Raw genomic sequence first — 24,920 nt, forward strand, 5'->3', positions numbered from 1 at the left:
CATTATTAGAAGTTGGTTTGGCGGCCATCTTCTATTATAACGAGAGGAGTTTTTTCTGTTACCACCCTTAAAGGTTAATTTTCACACAGGCAGAGCCTGTGGTTTAAAAAGACGTAATAATAAAGCTGCCTTACAGGCAGCTTCAGATTGTCGAAGAACCCACTTTTTATAAAAATGCGGGTTTCTTTTTAACTTACTTTAATGAAAAGTGATAGGAACGATGATTGAAGAACGAAAGGCGGCGACTCCTGTGGGACTAGCGCAGTCTGAAAATCCATTCTGACGATGCTTCGCTGAGTCAGAATTAGTTGAAGACAAGCCCCACGGAAAGCCTCCGCCGGTAGTGATGAGATCGTGAGATATCTTACTTTGCTTTTAAAAAAGGCTGTTGAGAAGACTTTCTCAACAGCCTGGCTGCCTTACAGGCAGCTTTAAAGTGTGGATACATGTCGGGACACCCGCCCCTTTAAATCCATTTATTAAGTGTTTTTCCGTATGAGACTAATTCCTCGTCGTTGAAAAACAGGTTTATTTCTCTTTTAGCACTTTCTTCCGAATCAGATCCATGAATAATATTCATAGAGACCTGTACGCCGAAATCTCCACGGATAGTGCCCGGGTCAGCTTCTTTAGGATTAGTTTTACCCATCATCTTTCGTGCTTCAGCAATTACCCCGTCACCTTCCCATACCATTGCAAATACAGGGCCTGAAGTAATAAAGTCAACTAACTCCCCAAAAAAAGGCCGCTCTTTATGTTCCCCGTAATGAGTCTCAGCAAGGTCTTTGGATATTTGCATAATTTTTGCCCCTGCTAATGTAAACCCTTTCATTTCAAATCGTGAAACAACTTCCCCGATTAAATTGCGCTGCACGCCATCAGGCTTAACCATTAAAAATGTACGTTCCATGTTTAAAACCCCCAAGTATGTAGTGTGATAACAAACCTTTTTGATTATAGCAAAATTTCCGAGAATACACAATTTTCCCAGTTTAATTTTTGGTTAGTGTCGCTAAACTTTTTTAAATTCTGTTTTATCTGCCTATCCTCCCAGATGACAGGATCAGGCAAAAAACATTTTAAGAGACCCTGACAAATAAAAAACGAGCTCTGTTATAAGAGCCCGTCTGTCTAAAATTTTCTGTCACCAATATATTTAGCTATTTGGGTTAAAGCTTCTTTTGCCTGGCTTTCCGGAAGTGGTTCAAGAGCAGAGAGTGCTTTATTTAAATACATATCTGCTACTTTCTTAGAATAATGGATAGCCCCAGTTTGTTTAATTTGATGAATAACCGATTTCATGTCAATAGCTTCCGTCCCGCTTTGCTGTAAAAAAGACACAATCTTATAATTAAGGTGCCTGTCTCTCTCCATTGCATAAAGGGCAGGCAATGTCACATTACCTTGGGCAAGATCGCTCCCGGCAGGCTTTCCGAGTTCTTTTTCTGTACCGACAAAATCAAGGATGTCATCGGTAATCTGAAAAGCCATCCCTACATAATAGCCGTATCTTTTAAGCTGTCTTTGTACCTCGGGGGTGGCTCCGGCCACAACAGCTCCAAGATGACAGCTCACAGATATTAAAAGAGCCGTTTTTCTTCGGATACGACGCAAATATATCCTGAGATTCTGCTGCCAGTTAAACTGGTCTCGAATTTGTTCAACTTCCCCAATACACATCTCTACCATAGCATCTGCCAAAATATGATGCAGTTTGGGATCATCGCTGTATGTAGCAAGCTCAATAGCTTTAGCAAAAATATAATCGCCGGTATACATAGCTACGCGGTTATCCCATTTAGACTTAATCGTTTTTTTACCCCGCCTCAGTTCAGCGTCATCTATGACATCGTCATGGACGAGCGACCCCATATGAATAAGCTCTAAAGGGACCGCTACATGCTTAATAGTGTTCAGGTCATAATTTCCAAATTGGGCTGCAAGCAGGACAAATACAGGACGTATTCTCTTTCCTCCTGCTTTTAATAAATGAGAAGAAGCTTCCTCTAAAACTGGATGCCGGGCATCAATATTCTTTTCTATTTCTTTTTCTATTTTAATGATATCTGGTCGTAAATACCAATAGATGTCAGTTAGTTTCATTTTTGTCCACCTTGCTAAACAGAGTGAAAATATCCGGCAGGATTCCAGATAGAGATATTTTGCACCTTTTTCTTCAAAAGGTTTAATTCAAATGATAATTCATAAAAACGGTGTAAACCTTCCAGATGTTTTTCTGAAAGCTCATAATTTAAATTTGAAAAATAATCCTTCCAAAAACGGAAAGAACCGCCTAATTGAAATTGTATAGATTGAATCATTTCCTCAAAGCCGCTCTCGAGACATTGCTGCTTACTATTAAGAAATTCACGGTGTACATCAGCGAGGAGAAGGGGCTGGTTTTTCCATGCTTCCTCCCGCACCGCAAAAACAGCATAAGTCATCGGCAGACCTGTAAAATGCCTCCATAACTCCCCGAGGTCATAACAATAGACTTCAGGAGCCAATGAAAATTTCGCCAGTATCGCATCGTCCCCAATCAGCAAACAGCCATCGTGCTCAGTCATCATTTGGGAATAATCAGGGAAAGTTGTTTGATAACCAACATTCAGCTGATAGAATTTTTGAAGAATAATTTTTAATAAATTTACTGAGGTTGCGGAACTGGATGTTAATGCTATAGATTTACCATCTAATTTGTCTATAGGATGTTTAGAAAATAAGAAAATGGACCCTACTTCCTTAGTGGAAGAAACAGATAAATCAGGCAGAATTTTATACTCCTCGCTATGTTCACCATAGGAGAAGGAGGAAATCCCTCCTACATCGACGAGACCTCTTTCCATATCTTTGTTCAGTTTAGACGGGATGGCCGGCACAAATTCACACCCTGCTTGTTTAAGGCTTTCCCGATCAGCATAATAAAACATGGGCCGTATATTCGTGTAAGAGATTTCACCTATTATTAGGCTCATGATGTGCTCCCTCCCCATCTTTTAAACAAATCATGTGAGACACCTATTTGATCAAGCACTTTTCCCACCATGAAAATGACCAGCTCGTCCATAGATTCAGGATTATGGTAAAAACCCGGCATAGCTGGAACCACTATACCGCCAAGATCACTTATCCGTTTCATATTTTCAAGATGAATCGAACTGAGCGGTGTTTCCCGGGGTACAATGACGAGTTTTCTTCTTTCTTTTAAGACGACATCCGCCGCACGTTCAAGCAAGTTGCTGGAAATCCCTTGGGAGATCTTTGCAAGCGTCCCCATAGAACAAGGAATAATAATCATCCCATCGCTTTTAGCTGATCCGCTGGCAATAGGGGCAGAGAAATCCTGCTGGGTATGGTAATGAAAATTCGAATGGCCTCCAAAAAGATCCGTCAAACATTTTTCTTTATCACTAATGTCCATGTTTAATTCATAGTAGAGAACCTGCCAAGCTGCACCTGTCAGCAAAAAATGAACAGTGTGTCCTTCTTTTAATAACGCCTGAACCAGTTTAACTCCGTATATTGCTCCGCTTGCCCCAGTCATTGCTACTGTAAATACTTTTTTCTGAGCCGTTTTTGTCATATCATCAAATCTCCGATCGTAAAAGCAAGCATAACAATACTAATGATTCCGTTCATGGTAAAGAAAGCTACATTCACTTTTGAAAGATCGTCCGGAGACACCAGTGAATGCTCATAAACCATAATAGCACCTACGATAAGAATCCCCGAAAGAAAAATCCATCCCAGTGGTGTAATAAAAAACAATGAAAGCATCGCAGCGAAACTGATAATATGAAAGCCTTTAGCAAATAAGAGAGCATTGGCAATACCAAAATAACTTGGAATAGAATATAAATTTACCTCTTTATCATACGAGGCATCCTGAGTCGCATAGATTACATCAAATCCTGCAGTCCACAAAGCTACTGCAACGAAAAGCATAAAAGCTTCCCATGTTAAGGTACCGGTCGCGCCTACCCATCCGCCAAGAGGCGCAATGCCAATGGTTATTCCGAGAAAAACATGGCATAACCACGTAAATCTTTTAGTATACGAATAAAATACAAGGAAAAAGACTGCCACCGGCAGTAAATAAACAGCTAGCATATTTAACTGGAAAGCAGCAAAAAACAGTAAAGCGAACGAACCAGTAATAAAGGCTACAGTTTCTATTTTAGATAATAAGCCTGCTGGTATTGCTCTGTCTTTTGTCCGCGGATTAGCTTTATCTATTTTTGCGTCAATCAGCCTGTTCAGTGACATGGCTGCGCTTCTCGCACCCACCATTGCTAACGTAATCCATATCCACTCCGCTAAAGTGGGCCAATTCCCCTCTATTAGCAAACTGCCTAATACTGCGCCAATAAATGCAAATGGCAAAGCGAAAACAGTATGTTCAAATTTTATCATTTCTAATATTATTTTTATTTTTTTCATTCTGGAACCCCTTTTTGTGCATGCCGAAAAATTCTCATTAATTAAGTAAGTCTGGAAAGTAATTTTATTATTTTGTTGCAAAATGGGACGCAACAGCGCCGCCGGAATAAGATTTATATTTCACATGAGAAAATCCCGCTTCATAAAACAGCTGTTTTAATTCTTTCTTACCAGGAAAACTCTGACTGGATTCCTGAAGCCATGAGTATTCTTTATAGCTTTTCGCAAAAATTTTCCCAAAAACCGGCATGATGTATTTAAAATAACCCCAATACACATGTTTAAACCCCGGCATCGTAGGCTGTGACGTTTCCAGGCATACAGCCATCCCGCCTGGCTTTAAAACTCTCTTCATTTCTTTAAGCACTTGTAAATAATCAGGGACATTCCTCAAGCCGAATCCGATGGTGACATAATCAAATTGGTTATCCGCAAAGGGAAGCTCCATGGCGTTCCCATGGATGAGTTCAATTTGGGGAAGCTCTTTTTCTTTTACTTTCTCTTTCCCTACAGACAGCATATTTTCGCTGAAATCAAGCCCTATAATTCTACTGTCAGCCCCTGAGGCCTCAGCCAGGTGAATTGTCCAATCTGCCGTTCCGCAACAGACATCAAGCGCAGAGGCGCCCGGGAATACCTTCATCTTTTTCATCGTGTCTTTTCTCCAGGCGACATGACGCTGAAAACTTATAATACTGTTCATCTTGTCATATTGTCCTGAAATAGATTCAAATACGTCATGTACACGTTCTTCTTTTGTTCGAGCCATACTTTTACCCTTCCTCCACAGCGCACTGTTCTTTAAGCCGGTATTTCTGTATTAATTCATCATATCTTAATTGTATAAAATCTGCCGAACCATTATTATGCCGTAATAATTTCTCCAGTTCAATCATTGAAGCTTCGATATAAATATTAAACTGGTCTATTATAAATTTTTCATTGAGACTATTAAGTTTAATTTCAGATGAGCCGCAAAAAAGATTTAAGGCTTTTCCACAGTACCCGTGATCGAGAAAAAGATCTCTTTCTGCAAGAAGTGATTTAAATAAGAAGAATTCTTCAATCAGAGCAACTCTGTCTGCCGAACCTGTGAATACGGCAATGTTTTTAAGAAGCGACGTGTAAACGTTCTTAAGTTCCCGAATACCAGGCTTGTATTTTTTCTTATGCTGTTTATAAATGCTCATTTTAGATTCATTAATATCCTGAATCGATTTTGCCATAACTCTGATTAATGGCACATCTCCCAATTGTGCCAGCACATAATAATATAAGCTGCTGTAATAATCTCCAGCAAGAACGGTAAGCTGGCGTTTTGTTTTTAACGTTTCCGTGCCCAGTCCGTGGACATTGACAGTTTCATGAGTGTCAAGTGCAGCCTGGACAAACATGGCAGTTAAAATACAGTCATGTATGTACTGGCGCGAGTAACCTTTATCTTTAAGCATATAGAAAAGAACAGCGGCTTGATCGGCATCAACCACCGGGTCTTCTAAAAATCTTTTTATATAAGGATGGTTCACACGAGTATAAAAACTGTCGAACACCCTGTTTAATTCCTTGTTGTAATTATCGAATGCCCTCATCTGAAATCCCCCAGCGTCAAAGTCTGTCCAAAATATACGTTCGATTCCACACATGTCTAGTATATCACAATTGTTTCACACCGATAAGCAATCCTTTTATAAAAACTCAGGTTATGTATATGTGAAACAAGTACGAAAAACAGCCCCCCTTTTCAGGCGTAAAGCCCCGAAAAGAAAGCGCTGTCAAAAAATAAAAGCAGGAAAAATACCTGCTTTTATTCACCGTTTTTCATTTCTCCATGGGCTGTTTGAAGAGTTGCCTTGCCCCGGATTTTAATAGCGGAAGTATGTTCAGTAAATTGAGCAATCATCATTTCATTCTTATCCAGTTTTTCTGAGTGATGAAAGCGTGTATCCGTTCCCCTCGTTAACCCAATAACGTTAACGCCGTCTTCGTCTGCTTTAATTACAATATAATCATTTGAATCTGCCATAATATACTCTCTCCTCCCCATTTTGACTAAATTAACAGTAAGTATGCAATATAAACAGCAGCCAGTACAACTCCGACAGGCAACAGCCAGCTCAGCAGTTCATTTTTTTCATTGTTCTTCATTCCGTTACACCCCTTAACTATCGTGCTCCGGAACAGGTTATTTATTCTTTAATAAGGGAAAGCACTTCAGCCCTTGCTGCGTCACTTCTCTCGAATGCACCTCTTACAGCGGAAGTCACTGTCTTTGATCCCGGTTTCCTGACTCCCCTCATAGTCATGCACATATGTTCTGCTTCAATTACAACAATAACCCCTCTTGGTGTTAGCGTGTCTACAATTGAGTCAGCTATTGTAGAAGTAATCCTTTCCTGAAGCTGAGGTCTGCGTGTGACCGCTTCAACAGCGCGAGCCAGTTTACTGAGTCCTGTTACCTTACCTCCTTTTGGTATGTAACCAATATGTACTTTACCAAAAAAAGGAACGAGATGATGTTCACACATTGAATAAAAGGGAATATCTTTTACTAGTACTAATTCTTCGTGATCTTCTCCAAAAACCGTCTTAAAATGTTCTTTAGGATCTTGGGAAATCCCTTGAAAAACTTCTTCGTACATTCTTGCCACGCGTTTTGGAGTATCTAACAGACCTTCTCTGGAAGGATCTTCACCAATAGCTTCCAGGATCATCGTTACGGCTTCTTCTATTTTAGCATGATTGACTTCACTCATTAAAACGGCCTCCGTTTCTTATTTTAGATGGACAGGTCGTTAAAATTCTAGCACATCAAATGAAACAAAAACAAGAAAACGGCCTGTTTCACTGGATGCTTAGAATTCGCAGAAACAAAAAGAGTTCCCGTCAGCTAACTGCGGGAACTCTTTTCATAAACCTTTAAGCCCTATATGTAATTACTTAACTGCATCTTTAAGGGCTTTACCTGGCTTGAAAGCCGGTACGTTGCTTGCAGGAATTTCGATTTCTTCTCCAGTTTGCGGGTTACGGCCTTTTCTAGCCGCACGCTCACGCACTTCAAAGTTACCAAAGCCAATTAATTGAACTTTATCGCCTTCTTGAAGTGAACCAGTGATGACGTCAAAAACTGCATCAACTGCACTTGTAGCATCTTTCTTTGAAAGATCTGTTTTTTCAGCAACTGCATTGATAAGTTCTGTCTTATTCATACCATTCACCTCCTCCCAAACTTATAGTTGTGCTATTCCTTTTCTTTCACAATCATAAGCATTTTATACTTGTTTCCCTGCAATTCATGGGATAACAAGGCTTATGTTAAACGAAAAAGCTTAATAATTCAACATTTTTTGCGTATTTCTTGGTTTTTTTATTATTTTTTTACCTAAGATGGCAAGAAAAAGCAAAAAAACACCTAAAAATTGGATAATACTTATCAACTCTACTCTCGCAACGCTTTCCAAGGCTGGATATTTTAAATATGGACTTTCCATAAAAATAACTTATAAAAGCACATAATTTCAAGCATAAAAATAAAAAAATAAGCCCTCCTTAAAGGAGAGCTATAATATAATGGCAATCAATCCACCTGATCCTTCGTTAATTATTCTTTCCAGCGTTTCTTTTAATTTATATCTTGCATTTTCAGGCATTAATGAAAGTTTGGCTGAAATCCCTTCTCTTACAATTGAATTCAGCGACCGGCCAAATATATCAGAATTCCAAATTGAGAGCGGGTTTTCTTCAAAGTCCTGCATTAAATAACGGACAAGTTCCTCACTTTGTTTTTCAGTTCCTATAATCGGCGCGAATTCGGATTCAACATCTACTTTAATCATATGAATCGATGGAGCGACGGCTTTAAGCCTGACACCAAACCTGGAGCCCTGTCGGATAATCTCAGGCTCATCGAGGCTCATATCATGAATGGTCGGTGCTGCAATGCCATATCCTGTCTGCCTGACCATTTTCAGTGCTTCTGCTACCTGATCGTATTCTGATTTAGCAAATGCTAAATCCTGCATAAGTTCTAATAAGTGGTCTTTTCCCCTGATTTCCACTCCCACGACTTCCATGAGAATCTGGTCATACAAATCTTCAGGAGCTTTTAGATCTATTTCAGCCACACCTTGCCCCATTTCAATGCCGGCCAGTGTCGCTCTTTCAATAAAATCATACTCGAAAAATTGTCCGACTACACGGTCTACGTCTCTCAGCCGCTTAATATCTTTCACTGTTTCCCGAACTGAGTGTTCATAGTTTTCCCTTAACCAGTGCTGTTCCTTTAAAACCATCACCCAGCTAGGAAGATTAACATTAACTTCATGAACAGGGAATTCAAAGAGAACTTCTCTCATTACCGTGTGAATATCCTGGTCGGTCATACCTTCAATATTCATTGCCAAGACCGGTACATCGTGTTTCTCCTCAAGTTCAGCTCTAAGCCCTTCTGTTTGAGGATGGGTCGGGTGGACAGAGTTTACCAGTACAATGAACGGTTTGCCTACTTCTTTAAGTTCGTCAATAACTCTTTCTTCTGACTCAATATAATCACTTCGGGGAATTTCACCTATAGAACCATCTGTGGTGACTACCACTCCCAGAGTAGAATGCTCCTGAATCACTTTTCTTGTACCAATCTCTGCTGCTTCCTGAAACGGTATAGCGTCTTCGTACCATGGCGTGTGAATCATTCTCGGTCCGTCTTCATCCTCATAACCTTTGGCACCTGGTACGGCATACCCTACACAGTCAACAACTCTGATATTTACGTCCAGCCCTTCGTCCACATGAATAGAAACCGCCTGATTAGGTACAAATTTAGGTTCTGTCGTCATTATTTGTTTGCCTGCTGCACTCTGGGGCAGTTCATCCTGGGCCCTGGCGCGGTCTGAGTCGGATTCAATGTTTGGTATAACAGCAAGCTCCATAAACTTTTTAATAAAAGTTGATTTTCCAGTTCTTACTGAGCCTACCACCCCTAGATAAATGTCACCACCTGTTCGTTCTGCAATATCTTTAAAGATATCCACCTTTTCCACAAAATCGCCTCCTGCTCAGTTTCTAAGTAAACTCATTCATGCGGACATGATTGAATTCAAGTCTTTGTCTCTATTACTCTATGATGTTGTCCATCGTTTATGACTAGTGTGTTAAAAGATTTTAAACTTTCATTCTCGTCTACTTGAATACATATGCCTCATGAAGAAAGATTAGAACGGCAATCCTTTGTTGAATGAGCCGTGACTTTGCTTATAGCCATAAGGGAAAATTGGTTTGCTGGAGGCTGAAAATTCACTTCCCCTAATCGTCCTTCCGGATAATGAAATCAAAAAAACATCCAAACAATTCTAAGGAATTTGTTCGGATGTTTCATCATTTGTCTCAACATCTTAACGTCTAAGATCCACAAAAGTATTACTTTATACTTCATCTCCTCGCAGGCCCTTTTAGAGAACAGGGCTCAAGGGGGAAATCCCCCGCTGCCAGTCTCTTCCTCTGCCAGCTCAATTGGAAAGCTGTATTCACAGCAGCAGGAAACAGGTTGTCTGCTCACTCAGCTGTTTTGAATACAACTTCTCCATCTTCTGCTGTTTGAGGAATAGAGTAAGCAGGTACAAAAGGTGAATGTTCCACTAACAGCCACCGTAAGTCATCGCCCTCTTCATAACTGTCTTCCCCATGCTCGTCCAAATAATATTTAATATCTAGAGAGTAATCTATGACGATGCTGCCGTCTGTCTGCAGCAGCAAAGGAAGCCGGTGATCAGGATGAAAAGGACTTTCAACTACAGGTTCTTCGTCGTAATTCAGCTTCTCGTAATCCAGCTTGAGCAGTTCGTTCCCTGCCACTTCTTTCACGGGTGCATAACGATGCTCGCTGCGATACTGGAAAATCCTTCTTTCCAGATCCTGAATAACACGCACTGTTCTTAAATCAATCAGTTTTACTTCCGGTGTTTCTTCAGGAGTCACCAGAACATACTGGAAGGTTCCGCCGCTTTCAAAAGAATTTCCGGGAGGAGATTCAAGATAGGCAGGTACCAGCTGAGAGAAATTTATCGGATATTTACGGAAAACCGGTGTGTCTGCATCCCTCGTCTTAATTGGAAGCACTCCTGTATTCTCCTGGTACCTCATAACCGCACTCTGGACAGACTGGAGCTGTTCTTCATAGACAGGCTGATTTTCCCTGCGCTGTTCTTCAGGATAGAGGCAGCCTGCTAAAAAAATTAAAGCGCCTGCTAACAAGGTAAGTTTCAAAATTTTATATTTAACCATAATATCCCAACCTTACGTTAAACTCTTTCTTAGTCCGGGACAGGGCCTGTAAAAACTACGAGGAAAATAATTAATCCCGCTATCATTATACTGATAAAAGAGATAGTCAGTAAAATATAACGAAGAATTCCAGAGAGTTTTTCTTTAGTAAAAATAGTAAGTATCACTGAAAAAAACATTAAGCCCATTCCTATAAATGACACCCACATTTTTGTCATTGGATCTTCAAACATTTTCTTTTCCTCCCGAATACTATTCGACATAATAAAACTATAACTAACATAATTAATTTGAAATCCTGAATTATTATAGCACAGCCTTTTAATTAAACAAAGAAAAAGACCGGAGAAAAAGGGCCCTTTCTCCGGTTAATATGACTAAACACTGCCTGTAATGATATGACAGCCATGCATCTGTCTCTAGTATATTTATGCGGGCTTTCATGTCGATGACTCATAAAAAAGCCTAAAATCACTTAGATTTTTGAAACATTTTTGCTAACGTCCCGAAATCCATTGGAATCTGGTTTGAGGTGATCGCTTTTACCAGTTCATCTTCCTTTTGTTTCGAAACCGAGACATTAGCCATTTGAGCTACCTGGTGAATTAACTGCCTTACATTTTTTTCATTGCTAAGATCAGTTTGATTGACAGACTGGGCTAATTTAAATAAATCCTGGTGTTTCACATTTGTTTTTTTCTCCAGGTCATCAAAAAATGAATTGTTTTTTCTTTCCACACGTCATCCCTCCTCATACTAATATGTGCTCATATAGTATGCATAAGATAGGAATTAGTGAAGGTTTGAAAAAATTTTTTACGGTTCAAAGTGGTTTAAAGGATCCTGGTCTCCAAGTTTTAAATCTTCCACTTCATGTTTTTTAACACGGCCCATCAGTTCAGTTACAGCCTCTTTTGCAGGCTTATTATCGAACAGAACGTGGTACAGTTCCTCTGTGATAGGCATTTCAACTCCGGTCGCTTTTGCTACCTGGTATGCTGCTTTAGTTGTCCGGATACCTTCAACAACCATCCCCATTTCGGCTTCAACTTCATCTACAGATTTACCTTTTCCAAGCATGTTTCCCGCTCTCCAATTACGGCTATGTATACTTGTACATGTCACAATCAAATCTCCTAACCCTGATAGACCTGCAAATGTGAGTGGAGTAGCTCCGAGTTTTAATCCTAAACGTGCAATTTCAGCCAGTCCCCTGGTCATTAAAGCGGCTTTGGCATTGTCTCCGAAACCAAGGCCATAAGTCATCCCTGTACCTATAGCAATAATATTCTTTAAGGCTCCACCGATCTCCACTCCGATTAAGTCAGGATTGGTATACACCCTGAAATGCTGGTTCATAAACAGATCCTGCACCTGCTCTGCATGCTCCATACTTAAAGAAGAGCTTGTAACGGTGGTGGGTTGGCGGCGGCAGACCTCTTCTGCGTGACTTGGCCCGGACAGAGCAACGACCCCCGTCCGCAATGATTCAGGAATCTCTTCTTCAATGATCTCCGAGATACGCATGTGGCTTTCCGGCTCAATCCCTTTACTGGCATGAATAAATAATAATGGCTTTTCAAGATGCTCTCTTGCAGTTTTCAAAACTTCTCTCATCGCTTTTGTCGGAACAACGGCGAGTATGACGTCAGCTTTATGAAGAGCATCTCCGATACGGGTGTAAGCTGTAATATTCTCCGGCAGCTCTATATCTGGCAGGTACCGTGTATTGATTCTTTCTTCATTTATGGCATTAACCTGGTTTTCCGACCTTCCCCACAGAGAGACCTCGTGTCCATTATCGGACAATACTATTGATAGAGCTGTCCCCCAGCTTCCTGATCCTAATACCGCTACTTTCGCCATTAGACTACCTCCTCTTAATTTGCAGGTGATTTTTCTCCTAATTTACTCTCTGTACCTTTAATTAATCTTTGGATATTTGTTCTATGTTTCCAAAACGATAATCCCGTAATAATAAGTAAAAAGTAAATGAAATAAACAGGATAACCAAATTGTTGAAAAAATACAGAGGTGGTAAGTGTGGTGCCAGCTACAAACAATAAAGAACCAAGCGATACAAAACGGGTAAATATAATAGCCAATATAGCAACAATACCTGATATTAATGCAGCAGTAAAAACTAAAGTAGCGAGAACCCCGATGGTTGTAGCTACTCCTTTACCACCTCTAAAGCCGTAATATACGGGCCAATTATGTCCCAGAATAGCTGCAAGGCCGCAGAAGGCGGCTATGAGGGGGTCTCCTCCGGACAGTAAATACCCTATCCAGACAGAAGCTATCCCCTTACCGCAGTCTAAAAGAAGGACGGTAATGGCAGGGGCGACTCCCATTACCCTTAAAGTATTTGTGGCACCGGCGTTTCCACTTCCATGCTCGCGTATATCAAGATTTTTATAGCGTTTTCCGATAACATAGCTGAAACTCACTGCTCCAGTTAAATAAGATAAAATGATCGCAATGACTGACATGTGATCCCCCCCTTCATTCAACCTTTCATTTATTTAATCGCTTTTCTTCCTCGCAATAATATGAATTGGAGTTCCTGCGAATCCAAACGCCGCTCTTATTTTATTTTCTAAATACCTTCTATAGGAAAAATGCAGTAAATCAGGATCATTGACAAACAGCACAAAGGTTGGCGGCGCGACTGATACCTGTGTAGCGTAATTGATTCGAAGCCTTCGTCCCCCATGGTCAGTCGGGGTAGGGTTCATTGTTACAGCATCAACAATAACATCATTCAGTACATGGGTTTTCACACGCATATTATGAGATTCGCTCACTTCTTTAACAGCCGGTAACAAGTGCTGTATTCTTCTTTTTGTTTTTGCAGACAGAAAGATAACGGGCGCGTAGTCGAGATACTGGAACTCATCCCTTATCTTCTCTTCAAACTCTTTCATGGTTTTATCATCTTTTTCAACGGCATCCCATTTGTTCACGACAATGACAATAGCTCTGCCGGCCTCATGAGCATACCCGGCAATTTTTTTATCCTGTTCAATTATTCCTTCTTCCGCATTTATAACAGCAAGTACCACATCTGACCGCTCAATAGCTTTCAATGCCCGCAGCACACTGTATTTTTCAGTTGATTCATAAACTTTCCCGCGTTTCCTCATCCCGGCGGTATCTATTACCACATAGTCCTGATCATCTTTCGTAAACGGCGTGTCTATCGCATCCCTCGTTGTACCCGGGATATTACTGACAATCACCCGCTCTTCACCAAGAATAGCATTTACAAGGGATGATTTTCCTACGTTTGGTCTTCCGATGAGACTCATACGAATAGTATCTTCATCGTAAGGATCTTCTTCATCTGCTGGAAAGTAAGATGCTATTTGGTCGAGCAGATCTCCAAGCCCGAGACCATGGGAACCTGATACCGGAAAAACATCTCCTATTCCAAGGCTGTAAAATTCATAAAGCTTTTCATGCATAGAAGGGTCGTCCATTTTGTTAACAGCGACAACTACAGGCTTTTTAGAGCGGTGAAGAATTTGGACAACCTCTTCATCCGCCGCAGTTAACCCTTCTCTTCCATTAACTGTAAAACAGATGACATCCGCTTCTTCAATAGCCAGTTCGGCCTGATAACGCATCTGTTCCAATAATGGTTCATCGCTGATTTCAATTCCTCCTGTGTCGATAATATAAAATTCATGCTGCAGCCACTCACCTGAACTGTATATACGGTCACGCGTAACTCCCGGTTTATCTTCGACAATTGCAATTCTTTCTCCTACTATACGGTTAAAAATTGTTGATTTTCCTACATTTGGTCGACCAACAATGGCTAATACTGGTTTTGGCACAGTATTCTCCTCGCTTTCATCTCTAAATTCACACTTTACCATTATACGTTGAAGTCCATTGGAAAGAAACCTTGCATTAAGGAAATGCAGGTTTATCTAATGATTTTTTATCGTCACTCTTATATTTCATATGCTTAATATTAATTTTATCGTTCTCCGGAGGCAGCTGCAAACCCCTGAACATCAAGCATATATCCCACCCGGCTCGTTCTGCCGGCGGATAAAGTTTAATTTAACTAATGAAGGTATCCCAATGGAAAAAACAGCTTAATTTTAAACAGGCAAGTGAGTGTTTTTCTAAAAGTTAACTTTATATCATTAATAGAGCCAGATTATTAAGCATTCATTTTTGATTTGAGAGTGACCGGTCCCCCTCTCGTTTTAACAGTCAGTTCCGTGAGCTTTAAGGAAATATACTCAAGAAAAGACCAGACAAGAGTCAATCCGGCGAGCAATGAAATGACGTCTAAAATAAACATACTGTTAGTTTCTCCAACTGTCTCCATGCCAGACGAAAAAGCCAGGGTCAGTTTTGAGAGCCCCATTCCCTGAAACATTCCCAGAATCAGACTGTACATTCTGCTGTAAATCCCTTGCAGGAAAATAAGCAATAAAGGCATGCTTGCTCCGACAATCATCCATTGAGGAGAATATAAAAGCCAGACAGGTTCTAAATAGGCTGCCCGATGAATCATAAAAAAACAATTAGCAATTATAATACTGACAAAATAACCTTTAACAAGCTCTTTATTTGTCAGATTTCTCATCGTGAATAAACATAGAAGAATAAAGCAAACCCATGCCAGATTCCATTCTATGAAATAAAAAGTCTGTTTAACAGAGGAGAAAATTATCGTTGCAAAGGTGAATATTAATAACTGAGTTCTATAAGAGGAAGCTCCCATAAAAAAATAAATACTAATCACAGACATCCAGGCTATCCAGTGAAAAATAACACCTTCCATTTCTTCGATCCTTCCTTTATTAAGGGGACTGCCATACAACAGCACTTGTAAAAAAAGCCAGCTCCCTTTTTATAAGCAGTTTCACCTTTTAGTTTACAATTCATACCTTAAGAACCTGAAAGATGCCTGAATATTTAATTTAATGAAGCCCCAAGCTAAATTGAATCCAGCTCAAGACAAGCCCCTGGGCAAGCGTCCACTTGGCGACTGACATTACCGCTTTTCTCAAAAAGAACATCCGAACAGAATTCGAAAATTCTGTTCGGATCTCTTTATGATTACTATTCTTTTGTTTCAGCCTCTTTAAAAAACTCAAATATGACGGTTTGCAAATAACGCCGTATCAATGTGCCTCTCAGTTAACCAATTTTTTGTGCCGCCAGTCAGTATGAAAGGAACTTTTTGAAGTTCTTTTATATTCCTGGCGCCAAGAGCAGCCATAATCATAGTGAGATCTTCCAGGAGATCATTTATATGCTGGATGGTCTGCTCTTCCCCCTCTTCATTCAGCCATTTCAGGACTCGGCCCGCCATACCTGCGGCCTCTGCTCCCAGGGCTAACGCCTTTGAAATATCAAAAGCATTTTGGATTCCTCCTGTAGCCAACACATGAACAGGACCGGAAACTGACTTTGCTTCGGCAATCGCAGCTGCTGTAGGGATCCCCCACTGGTTAAAAAATGCCATGCTTCTCTCTCTGCGTGCATTTTCAATTAGTGAAAAGTTTGTGCCTCCAAACCCTCCAATATCGACGTAGTTAACACCTATCTCTTTTAGCTGGTAAACCGTTTCCCGGCTCATTCCAAAACCAACTTCTTTTACAATCACAGGAACTTCACTACTCTTTACAATTTGTTCAATCCTTGTCAGCGCCCCGGTAAAGTCCCGGTCTCCTTCAGGCATGACCAGCTCTTGAATAACATTCATATGGATTTGAAGGGCATCCGCTTCAAGCATATTCACGCAGAGTTTAGCCTGGTCCGTTGTTGCTTCACTTCCTACATTTGCAAAAACCAGCCCTTTGGGATGGTACTGTCGGACAACTTTATAAGAATTCATTTCGTTCTTATCTTTAAGAGCAGACATTTGAGAACCAACGGCCATTGGAATGTTAAAAACATTTGCAATTTGAGCAAGCTGACGGTTAATGACTTCCGTGTCTTTACCGCCGCCTCCTGTCATGGCATTGATAAAAATCGGCGAACTAAAATTAAGTCCGCCGATGTCAGTTAAAAGTGACACTCCTTTTACGCTTATATCAGGAAAGGTCCGGTGAATAAATTGAATGTCATCAAACCCTGATGCTCTTGATTGTCCTGTTTCTAATGCATGTTCAATATGATCTAACTTTCTTTTTGCACGGCTCAATTTATCACCTCTAAAACCCTTGTTTATAAATTAATTCTTATATTTCTTAAGTTGATCCCCGATTACGTCACCTAAAGAAAAGCCGGCATGGTCATCTTCTTTTTGGTATTCCTGTTTAGCTTCGTTTTCAGCTTTAGTTTCTCTTTCCTCTTCCAGTGCACGGATACTTAAAGAAATCCTTTTATCCTTCGTATTTACATCCAGTACTTTGACTGAAACGGTCTCTCCTTCTTTCAATACCTCGCCTGGAGTACCAATATGTCTGTTGGCAATTTGGGAAATATGGACAAGGCCTTCAACTCCGGGAGCTACTTCTATAAATGCTCCGAAAGAAACAAGCCTTCTTACCGTGCCCTGGATGACATCACCTGGCTTGACCTGTCCCTCCAGAAGTTCCCAAGGCCCAGGGAGTGTATCTTTAATGGAAAGTGAAATTCGCTCATTGTCAGGGTCTACACCTAACACTTTAACCTTAACAGTATCTCCTTCACTCACAATATCGGAAGGCTTTTCAACATGATGGTGAGCCAATTGAGAGATATGTACAAGTCCGTCTACTCCTCCAATATCTACAAATACTCCAAAGCTAGTTAAACGCTGGACTTGCCCTTCAATTACTTCTCCTTCTTTGACAGAAGATAAAGTTTCTTTCTTTTTCTCGTTAACTTCTTCATCTAAAACAGCTCTTTGAGAAAGAATCAGTTTGTTTCGTTCACGGTCCATTTCTACCACTTTTAAGCGCAGGCTTTTTCCTTTGTAATCTGAAAAGTCTTCTACATAATGGCGCTCAACTAAAGAAGCGGGAATAAACCCTCTTACACCAACATCTACCACAAGCCCGCCTTTCACAACGTCTGCTACGGCCGCTTCAAAGGTTTCTTTTGAATCAAGCTTTTGTTCCATATCATTCCATGCTTGTTCAGCCACAACAGCTTTTTTTGATAAAACAAGCTCATCCTCGGTTAATTTAATAACCTTAAATTCGTGTTCTTCTCCTTCTTTTAACACATCATCCACTTTCTCAACATGAAGGCTGGACAGCTCACTTATAGGCAATACTCCATCCATTTTGTAGCCGACATTCACAAAAGCTTGTTTTTCCTCCACTTTAGAGACCGTACCTTTTGTCAGATCACCTACTGACAATGAATTAAATTCGGCCATTTCGTTATTCATTTCTTCTACCATTGACGTTACCTCCCTAAGTCCCGGTTTGATGCCGGGATACATGAATACTGATTATTTATATCATCTTTCAATTTGAAAGATATTCCCTTAATCCTGATTCTCACCCTTGCTGTTTTCGTTCAGCAGCTGCTGTATGCCCTGCATAATCAGTTGTGTGGCTTCTTCAGGAGAAGCTTTACGTTCGCGCAGGGTTTCCATATCAACCGGAGGGCCATACACCACTTTCAGGGTAGAAAACCATTTGTAGCTTCCTATAACTGCACAAGGAATGACAGCTGCGTTCGAGCGTAGAGCAAAAAAACCGACACCTGTAAGGCCTTTTCCTAATTTACCTGTCTTACTTCTGGTGCCTTCTGGAAATAAACCTACTACTTCCGATTCTTTCAGCAGCTTCAAACCTGTCCTCATTGCCTGCCGGTCGCTCATCCCTCTCCTTATTGGAAAAGCCCCTAACTTAGGCAGCAGCTGTTTTAGAATGGGAGCTTGAAAAAGTTCAGCTTTAGCCATAAACCTCGTTTGACGCTTTAGAAAGGCCCCTACGAGGGGAGGATCAAGTAAATGTATATGATTACTGCAAAGGAGTACCCCGGTATCAGAAGGGATATTCTCTTTTCCTTCTATTTTCACACGGTAAAAGATACGAAAATAAGTTCTGCAAATAAATTGTCCTAAGGAGTATAACTTACTCAACTGCCCCATCCCTTTCAGCTGCAATAGCATAGATTCGGTCAACTACTTCGTGTATAGTCATCGACGTCGAATCTAATTCAATTGCGTCCTCAGCTTTTTTAAGCGGAGCAAACTCTCTTTCTGAGTCAATTTGATCCCTTTTGGCGATTTCTTCTTTTAATGAAGTTAAATCAGAAGGAAGGCCTTTTGATAAATGTTCTTCATGCCGCCTTTTAGCCCTTTCTTCTACAGACGCTGTCAGAAATACTTTTACTTCTGCAGCCGGCAGAACTGCTGTACCTATATCTCTGCCATCCATAACCACTCCGCCTCTTTGTGCGAGCTCCTGCTGTTTTCTTACCATTTCCTTTCTTATCTTTTCATGTTTAGCCACATAGGATACGTTATTTGTCACTTCTGAAGAACGGATGTCTTCAGTAATATCCCTCTGATTCATTTTAATTTTAAGTGAACCGGCATCATTCACTAACTCTATATCACTTTCTTTAAGCAATTCATTTAAGATATCCTCGTTATTTACGTCTACATTATTTTCAAGGGCGTACCAGGTTAAAGCACGGTACATGGCTCCCGTGTCAACGTAAACAAAGGATAATTTTTCTGCAAGCAATTTCGCGACGGTACTTTTCCCTGCACCAGCCGGCCCATCAATTGCAATATTCATTTCTGTTTTCATGCTGCAACCCTTTCTAAGAAAAAATCTAATAGTTATTGCGTTTACACTCCATATATTATCATAATTATACATGAACGGTCTATTTTTTCAGAATCATTTGTAATTATTCAAATTGCACCGGCCTGCTATGATGCTTCTTTTCTTTTTTATTTATTATAAGCTGTCTTTCATAACAATAGCGGACTATTTTTTGCCTGTCTGCATCTTCAATTTTCTTAAACTCTCCAGACCCTATGGCCTTTCCCTTTATGGATTTTGATCTGATAAATTCAGCACCAGCCTCAATATAAACCGTTTCTCCGGACTGGAAGGGCAGCGCCAAATATACTTTGAAGCCTTCTCCCCCCGCTATAGAAAGGTCATCCGGCAAATGAAGGGACAGGCCTCCCCCGCTTAAATCAGAAGTGACAGTTGTAAATGGAGTGAATTTTCCTTCCTCAGAGTACACAGCAGCATCAGCCATTGTCTCCACTCTTACATATTGGCGGCGTTGAATACGTATATAGTTATTATCTAAAGGACCTGTTAATACTAACATCGGGATTTCCCGCTCAGCTATTCCCTTCACTTCACATTCGAATAAATAAATAGCCTGATCCCCACCTATAAACCATATTTTAAATTGGGTGCCTTCTAAAAAGAAACCAGGTCTGCGGTTTAGATCATCTACAGGAAAATCAATAAAAATATAACCTGACTCCAAATCAAGGATTTTGCTCCTGAATCTTCTATTATCTTTTTTATCTGTCATTTCCATATGAATCGTACTTCCTATTTTAATCAAAAGGCCCCTCCTTTAAATACACTACTCTCTACCCTAAGTGATTCTATGTAAGTTAAAAATCTCCTTCTTTTGACCCTGCCCGTCTTCCTTTATTATGAAAAGAACGAAGAGCCCCGTCAAGGCTCTTCGTTCTTTTCATTTACTGGTAAACCGGTTCGGGATTATCGAGCTTCTCAACCTGCTCTTCTCTTCCATTCTTCGCATTAATAAATATTCTGTAGGTATCATTATCTATTGTCCCATAAAATTCGTGGCACAGCACCTCTTCCTCCAATTGATTTTCTATCACTGCCACATGGTGTTCTTTTACATCCAGGTTAGGATTTAAGCGTTCTTGCGCTTCTTCCTCTGATAATTCCAGCTTTGTTTCCCGGTCTTCTTTGTTGTTTGCTAAATAAGCAAAGCTTTCAAAACCTGTAATGTCCCCTTCATCTAAAGCAACATCCACAACAATTTCATCAGTATAAATTCTTACATCATCATCCAGCTTTACAAATTGAAAGACGCCTATATTTTCGTATTGTTTACTGTCTACTAGCTGCATATTGTCGTAACCGTTTCTTTCAAGGAAGTCTTCAGCTTTCTCAGATGCTTCATTCAAGCTTATTTTCTCCTGCTGGACTTCTCTTTCATTCAGCATCCATACAGGGTGACCACCCTTTTTGGTTATATCCATAGTAATGTTTGTCCCATGCTCGCCGTCAGCAATGACGAGGCTGTATGCTTCATATGCAAGCCCTTCGCCTGTTTCAGTTATTTGCACATCTCCCAGTGAATCCTGATTAAGAAAATCTCTTGCTGTATCTATCGCTTCATTTTCATCTATTCGGTCTTCATTCTTTATATTTTCTTCAATCTCTTCATCGTTTCCGGTCACTTTATTAGACTCGTTATCAAAATTAACTTCTGAAAAGCCCCCGACTTTTTCATCTATAATGTGAAAACCGTTGACTACTGCATTGTTCAAAGGCTCCTCTTGAGCTACTAAGTCAAGCTCCACATCGGTCCAGCGCAAGTTGTCTTTAAGAACCATTGACTGGACTTTGCGCAATTCCTTCTGGATTTCTCCTGCTTGTGAATATAATTGTTTTAAGTCATCATAATTTTCTTCAGTTAAAGGATCCTGATCAAGATCTCTAATAGCATGCCGGTAAGAGAAGTTTCCCACTTTATATAAAAACTCCTCAGTTTTAGTAAACGGCATTAACCCTAAAGGCAGTTGACCTAACTCATTCTGCGCTTCAGAAGTAATCCGCCAGACATCAGCTAATGAAGGAGACAGCCGCTCTTTTGAATTCATCGCCAAGGTAGCACCGATCTCATCATGAAGCAGATCGATTTGGTATGTTAAATCGTGAAAAGCGCGTTGATAATTATTTTCAGATTGCATCAATACTGTGTTTTTTTCTTCCTGTTCCCTAAAGCCCCACATGCCCGTTCCGATTAAGGCCACTGCCAGGACACCTATTACTATATTTCTCATCATACGGTTCACCTCCAAAGTTTATTCACAGAAAATATGTTTTCCAATTTGTTTGATTTGAGGCCTCGTCCAAATCCACCCGGAGGTAGCTGTCTGCGGATTAAAATAGTATAAAGCATCTCCTGAAGGATCCTGGCCGTTTATGGCATCAAGTACAGCCTTCCTTGCTTCTTCATCCGGATCCATCCAAATCTGCCCGTCAGCGACTGCTGTAAAGGCTCTAGGTTCAAAGATCACATCTGAGACCGTATTAGGAAAAATCGGGCTGTTAATACGATTTAAAATTACCGCTGCAACTGCCACCTGCCCTTCGTATGGTTCTCCTCTTGCTTCTCCGTAAACAGCCTGCGCCATTATCCGGATATCGTTATCCGAAAAGCCGTCTGGAACATTCATTGCTTTTTGAATATTTGGCTCATCGTCCTGAGGGACTGGTTCCTCCTCCGCTGGAGCGGGAACCTCTTCTTCAGCAGGTCTTTCAGGTTCAGGTTCAGGCGCTGGTTCTCTTGCCGGTTCTTCGGCGCGAGGCTGGTCAGGCGGCGCTTGTTCTCTTCCGTCTCTTTCCGGTTGTCCAGTCTGCCCTGCCCCATCCCTGCTTCCTTTTGGGCCTTTCTGAATATGTTTGTCCACACCGCCGTAGTGCGTAAATTCTCTTCCTTCCCTAAGCATTCTGTGAACAAATTCCTTATCATATTCCGTAGCTCTTACTAACCTATCTTTCATGTCTTCTCCTACCAGCCCGTCAACCTCCAGGCCAAACTGCTCCTGAAATTCGCGGACAGACCAGTATGTCTGCCATCCAAACACCCCGTCAATGGTTCCGTCATAATAACCGTTGTACTGCATTCTTGCCTGAAGCTCTACCACATCATCACCGGTGGCACCTTTCTGAATAACCTGTTGTGTAAAAGCTTCCGCCTCGTCCGGAACAATAAGGATGCTGAAACATATTAAGGTCATTAATATCGTAAACTGTCTAAAAATCCTGAAATGTTTCCCATTCATAGTAATCCTCCTTTTAACATGCTGATCGTAATATCAGGTGCGAATAACCATAGTTTTATCCATTGCTTTGAATTTATTCCATAAAGAAAAACAAGATAAAAAAAAAGGTACGGAATTAGAATCCGCACCTTTTTCTTATCTTGTAAATAATAGAAATATTATTCAGGTGACACGTCCATATCAAACTGTGCTTCATTGCCGCACACACAACGCTTGAAGCCTGTATCATACCCTCCTGTTTCTTTAGGGCGGCCACGCAGGATATACTTCTCCCCGCATTGCTGGCAGCGAATGATGACTTTGTATCTTTGTTTTATTTCAGACAAAAAGATCACTCCTTTTACCGATTATGTTTATGAAATTATACAACCATTTGCCATTACTATACAATGAACAACGATGCTGTTCAACAAAAGCACTTCTTATCCTGTCTCCCGTTTAACTAAATGGACTGCCTGAAGCTGATTTGCTTTCTTTACTTTTTTTAAGGCGAACACCCATAGAAAAACCATAAAAGGAATTAAGACGTAGATCCACTGGTTCATCGATAAGAGGATCAAATTATAGAGACTGTGAAGCAAATAAGGAATTAAAAAAGCCATAAATAAGTATCTGTACCTCTTTTGCTTTTGAAACTTAGCCTTTCCAAAATAGTACCCCATTACTACACCAAATAAGGCATGGCTGGTTACTGGAAAAACAGCTCTAATAAAAGCTGTATCGAGCCCATGGGCTATAATATATAAAAGATTTTCCACTGAGGCAAATCCTAAAGCCACAGCGGTTGCGTAAACAATGCCATCATACCGCTGACTAAAATGGACATGATAAAATACTGTAACCAGCACTATAAACCATTTAAAAAATTCTTCGGTGAGCGCTACCTGTAAAAAAGTTTCTATAAAAGGCGAAGTAAAACGGGCTTCGTTTTGTAAAACAAACTGAATAAACATGACAGGAAATACGAGCAGCGTTCCAAAAATAAAACAGCGTATGACCATTGTCAAGGGTTCCTGTTCAAATTCATCTTTTAAATAAAAAAAAATTAAAAGTGCTATGGCCGGAGTAAATGCCGCTGTTATAATTGAAACCATCAGACACCTTTCCTTTCTCACCGGATTTAAGGTGTTACTTATATACTAAAAAATGTGAAACTTAAATGCAATTAAAAAATCAGGAGGATCCATTTGTGAAAAAAATACTTATCATACATACTGGCGGCACTATTGCAATGAGCGAAGATAAAAACACAGGAGAAGTAAAACCTAATACTGAAAATCCTTTACATTTAACATTAAACAGCCTGGAAGGTGTCCAATTTTATATTGAGGACTTTCTTAATATCCCTTCTCCGCATATGACAACTAATCATATGGTCGATTTAGCAAATACGATCGACAGGCGGGTATCTGAAAAATCCCTTGATGGCGTGGTAATTACTCACGGCACAGATACACTGGAAGAAACAGCTTACCTTTTAGATCTTATTCTTAAAAATACTTGTCCGGTAGTCGTAACAGGCGCTATGCGTTCAAGTAATGAACTTGGTTCAGACGGGCCGCCAAATTTATTATCCGCTATCAGAACAGCGATGAGTGACGGAGCTAAAAATAAAGGAGTTTTAGTTGTATTAAACGATGAAATCCATACAGCCAAAAATGCAACAAAGACACATACCAGTAATATAGCTACTTTTCAAAGTCCGCAGTACGGGCCTATCGGAATAGTGACTAAAAGACGTGTCCATTTCCACCACGCCCCTACCGCAAGGGAAAAATTCAAAATTAATTCTCTTTCAAAAAAAGTTCTGCTTATAAAAGCTGTAGCAGGCATGGAAAAGGAAATACTGGACGCCGTGTGCAATATACAAATGGATGGACTTGTTATTGAAGCACTCGGCCAGGGAAATATGCCTCCTTCAACAGTTAAGCCGATTAAAGAACTTGTAGCCAGAGGGATTCCTGTAGTGCTGGTATCGAGGTGCTTTAACGGAATTGTTCAGGATATTTACGGATATGAAGGAGGGGGCAGACAACTCAAAAATTTTGGAGTTATTTTTACAAATGGATTAAACGGCCAAAAAGCGCGGATCAAATTGATGGTGGCATTAGAAAAAACAACAGATATAAACCAGCTTCAGCATCTTTTTCAGCAGTAGCTATGGAAAGCCAGCATAAGACAAGCCCCTGAGCAAGCATTCGCC

At 40.4% G+C, this 24,920-nt stretch carries 28 protein-coding genes; 1 reads left to right on the forward strand and 27 read right to left on the reverse strand.

Translation table 11 applies throughout. The features are described 5' to 3' along the window. Window positions 1-466 precede the first annotated feature (466 nt). From ndk to prsW, 27 genes are all read right to left on the reverse strand, one after another. Window positions 467-910, reverse strand: coding sequence for a nucleoside-diphosphate kinase (gene ndk, locus K8O68_RS01085; RefSeq protein WP_230895094.1), 444 nt, complete (start codon window positions 908-910; stop codon window positions 467-469). Between the two features lie 221 nt (window positions 911-1,131). Continuing rightward, window positions 1,132-2,103, reverse strand: a complete 972-nt coding sequence (hepT, locus tag K8O68_RS01090; RefSeq protein WP_230895095.1) for a heptaprenyl diphosphate synthase component II — start codon at window positions 2,101-2,103, stop codon at window positions 1,132-1,134. A 14-nt stretch (window positions 2,104-2,117) separates the two neighbouring features. Then, window positions 2,118-2,975 carry a menaquinone biosynthesis protein gene (locus K8O68_RS01095; RefSeq protein WP_230895096.1) on the reverse strand — a complete coding sequence of 286 codons (858 nt, stop codon included), beginning with the start codon at window positions 2,973-2,975 and terminating at the stop codon, window positions 2,118-2,120. Further along, window positions 2,972-3,583 (reverse strand): UbiX family flavin prenyltransferase, encoded by a 612-nt coding sequence (locus tag K8O68_RS01100; RefSeq protein ID WP_230895097.1) that lies wholly within the window; start codon window positions 3,581-3,583, stop codon window positions 2,972-2,974. Before K8O68_RS01100 ends, K8O68_RS01095 begins: the two co-directional genes overlap by 4 nt. Beyond that, window positions 3,580-4,440: a UbiA-like polyprenyltransferase gene (locus tag K8O68_RS01105; protein WP_230895098.1), complete on the reverse strand. Its 861-nt coding sequence runs from the start codon at window positions 4,438-4,440 to the stop codon at window positions 3,580-3,582. The genes K8O68_RS01100 and K8O68_RS01105 overlap by 4 nt, the downstream gene beginning before the upstream one ends. A gap of 67 nt (window positions 4,441-4,507) precedes the next feature. Continuing rightward, complete coding sequence (locus tag K8O68_RS01110; protein WP_230895099.1) at window positions 4,508-5,209, reverse strand: demethylmenaquinone methyltransferase; 702 nt, start codon at window positions 5,207-5,209, stop codon at window positions 4,508-4,510. A gap of 4 nt (window positions 5,210-5,213) precedes the next feature. Further along, a complete protein-coding gene (locus tag K8O68_RS01115; RefSeq protein ID WP_230895100.1) occupies window positions 5,214-6,029 on the reverse strand; it encodes a heptaprenyl diphosphate synthase component 1 in 816 nt (271 codons plus the stop codon). A gap of 215 nt (window positions 6,030-6,244) precedes the next feature. After that, entirely contained in the window at window positions 6,245-6,463 is a 219-nt protein-coding gene (gene mtrB, locus K8O68_RS01120) for a trp RNA-binding attenuation protein MtrB (protein WP_230895101.1), read from the reverse strand. Between the two features lie 163 nt (window positions 6,464-6,626). Continuing rightward, window positions 6,627-7,193 carry a GTP cyclohydrolase I FolE gene (gene folE / locus K8O68_RS01125; protein WP_093047138.1) on the reverse strand — a complete coding sequence of 189 codons (567 nt, stop codon included), beginning with the start codon at window positions 7,191-7,193 and terminating at the stop codon, window positions 6,627-6,629. Between the two features lie 180 nt (window positions 7,194-7,373). Beyond that, the gene (locus tag K8O68_RS01130) at window positions 7,374-7,646 is read right to left on the reverse strand and encodes an HU family DNA-binding protein (RefSeq protein ID WP_093047139.1); all 273 of its coding nucleotides are present in this window, start codon (window positions 7,644-7,646) and stop codon (window positions 7,374-7,376) included. A gap of 351 nt (window positions 7,647-7,997) precedes the next feature. Continuing rightward, a complete protein-coding gene (gene spoIVA, locus K8O68_RS01135; protein WP_093047140.1) occupies window positions 7,998-9,476 on the reverse strand; it encodes a stage IV sporulation protein A in 1,479 nt (492 codons plus the stop codon). A gap of 511 nt (window positions 9,477-9,987) precedes the next feature. Further along, window positions 9,988-10,716: a hypothetical protein gene (locus K8O68_RS01140; protein WP_230895102.1), complete on the reverse strand. Its 729-nt coding sequence runs from the start codon at window positions 10,714-10,716 to the stop codon at window positions 9,988-9,990. 29 nt (window positions 10,717-10,745) lie between these two features. Next, window positions 10,746-10,949, reverse strand: a complete 204-nt coding sequence (locus K8O68_RS01145; RefSeq protein ID WP_093047142.1) for a DUF2768 domain-containing protein — start codon at window positions 10,947-10,949, stop codon at window positions 10,746-10,748. A gap of 238 nt (window positions 10,950-11,187) precedes the next feature. Beyond that, complete coding sequence (locus K8O68_RS01150) at window positions 11,188-11,454, reverse strand: stage VI sporulation protein F (RefSeq protein ID WP_230895103.1); 267 nt, start codon at window positions 11,452-11,454, stop codon at window positions 11,188-11,190. A 78-nt stretch (window positions 11,455-11,532) separates the two neighbouring features. After that, entirely contained in the window at window positions 11,533-12,582 is a 1,050-nt protein-coding gene (locus tag K8O68_RS01155) for an NAD(P)H-dependent glycerol-3-phosphate dehydrogenase (protein WP_230895104.1), read from the reverse strand. Window positions 12,583-12,596: 14 nt separating this feature from the next. Continuing rightward, window positions 12,597-13,208, reverse strand: coding sequence for a glycerol-3-phosphate 1-O-acyltransferase PlsY (gene plsY / locus K8O68_RS01160; protein ID WP_230895105.1), 612 nt, complete (start codon window positions 13,206-13,208; stop codon window positions 12,597-12,599). 33 nt (window positions 13,209-13,241) lie between these two features. Beyond that, window positions 13,242-14,558, reverse strand: coding sequence for a ribosome biogenesis GTPase Der (gene der / locus K8O68_RS01165; protein ID WP_230895106.1), 1,317 nt, complete (start codon window positions 14,556-14,558; stop codon window positions 13,242-13,244). Window positions 14,559-14,893: 335 nt separating this feature from the next. Next, entirely contained in the window at window positions 14,894-15,523 is a 630-nt protein-coding gene (locus K8O68_RS01170; protein ID WP_483314037.1) for a YphA family membrane protein, read from the reverse strand. Window positions 15,524-15,835: 312 nt separating this feature from the next. Next, window positions 15,836-16,891 carry a type 2 isopentenyl-diphosphate Delta-isomerase gene (gene fni, locus K8O68_RS01175; RefSeq protein ID WP_230895108.1) on the reverse strand — a complete coding sequence of 352 codons (1,056 nt, stop codon included), beginning with the start codon at window positions 16,889-16,891 and terminating at the stop codon, window positions 15,836-15,838. Between the two features lie 30 nt (window positions 16,892-16,921). After that, a complete protein-coding gene (rpsA, locus tag K8O68_RS01180; protein ID WP_230895109.1) occupies window positions 16,922-18,079 on the reverse strand; it encodes a 30S ribosomal protein S1 in 1,158 nt (385 codons plus the stop codon). A gap of 87 nt (window positions 18,080-18,166) precedes the next feature. After that, window positions 18,167-18,739: a lysophospholipid acyltransferase family protein gene (locus K8O68_RS01185; protein ID WP_370640466.1), complete on the reverse strand. Its 573-nt coding sequence runs from the start codon at window positions 18,737-18,739 to the stop codon at window positions 18,167-18,169. 22 nt (window positions 18,740-18,761) lie between these two features. Continuing rightward, window positions 18,762-19,445, reverse strand: coding sequence for a (d)CMP kinase (cmk, locus tag K8O68_RS01190; protein ID WP_230895111.1), 684 nt, complete (start codon window positions 19,443-19,445; stop codon window positions 18,762-18,764). 103 nt (window positions 19,446-19,548) lie between these two features. Further along, window positions 19,549-20,229 carry a flagellar brake protein gene (locus tag K8O68_RS01195; RefSeq protein ID WP_230895112.1) on the reverse strand — a complete coding sequence of 227 codons (681 nt, stop codon included), beginning with the start codon at window positions 20,227-20,229 and terminating at the stop codon, window positions 19,549-19,551. A 139-nt stretch (window positions 20,230-20,368) separates the two neighbouring features. Further along, the gene (gene ypeB / locus K8O68_RS01200; RefSeq protein ID WP_230895113.1) at window positions 20,369-21,715 is read right to left on the reverse strand and encodes a germination protein YpeB; all 1,347 of its coding nucleotides are present in this window, start codon (window positions 21,713-21,715) and stop codon (window positions 20,369-20,371) included. Between the two features lie 18 nt (window positions 21,716-21,733). Then, complete coding sequence (gene sleB, locus K8O68_RS01205) at window positions 21,734-22,717, reverse strand: spore cortex-lytic enzyme (protein WP_483314038.1); 984 nt, start codon at window positions 22,715-22,717, stop codon at window positions 21,734-21,736. A 158-nt stretch (window positions 22,718-22,875) separates the two neighbouring features. Then, window positions 22,876-23,043 (reverse strand): hypothetical protein, encoded by a 168-nt coding sequence (locus K8O68_RS01210; RefSeq protein WP_177174141.1) that lies wholly within the window; start codon window positions 23,041-23,043, stop codon window positions 22,876-22,878. A 96-nt stretch (window positions 23,044-23,139) separates the two neighbouring features. Continuing rightward, a complete protein-coding gene (gene prsW, locus K8O68_RS01215) occupies window positions 23,140-23,811 on the reverse strand; it encodes a glutamic-type intramembrane protease PrsW (protein ID WP_230895114.1) in 672 nt (223 codons plus the stop codon). 95 nt (window positions 23,812-23,906) lie between these two features. On the opposite strand from prsW, the gene K8O68_RS01220 reads away from it, so the two are divergent. Next, the gene (locus K8O68_RS01220) at window positions 23,907-24,875 is read left to right on the forward strand and encodes an asparaginase (RefSeq protein WP_230895115.1); all 969 of its coding nucleotides are present in this window, start codon (window positions 23,907-23,909) and stop codon (window positions 24,873-24,875) included. Window positions 24,876-24,920: the final 45 nt, after the last annotated feature.

It is taken from the genome of Salipaludibacillus sp. CUR1 (assembly GCF_021028955.1).
Lineage (GTDB): Bacteria > Bacillota > Bacilli > Bacillales > Salisediminibacteriaceae > Salipaludibacillus.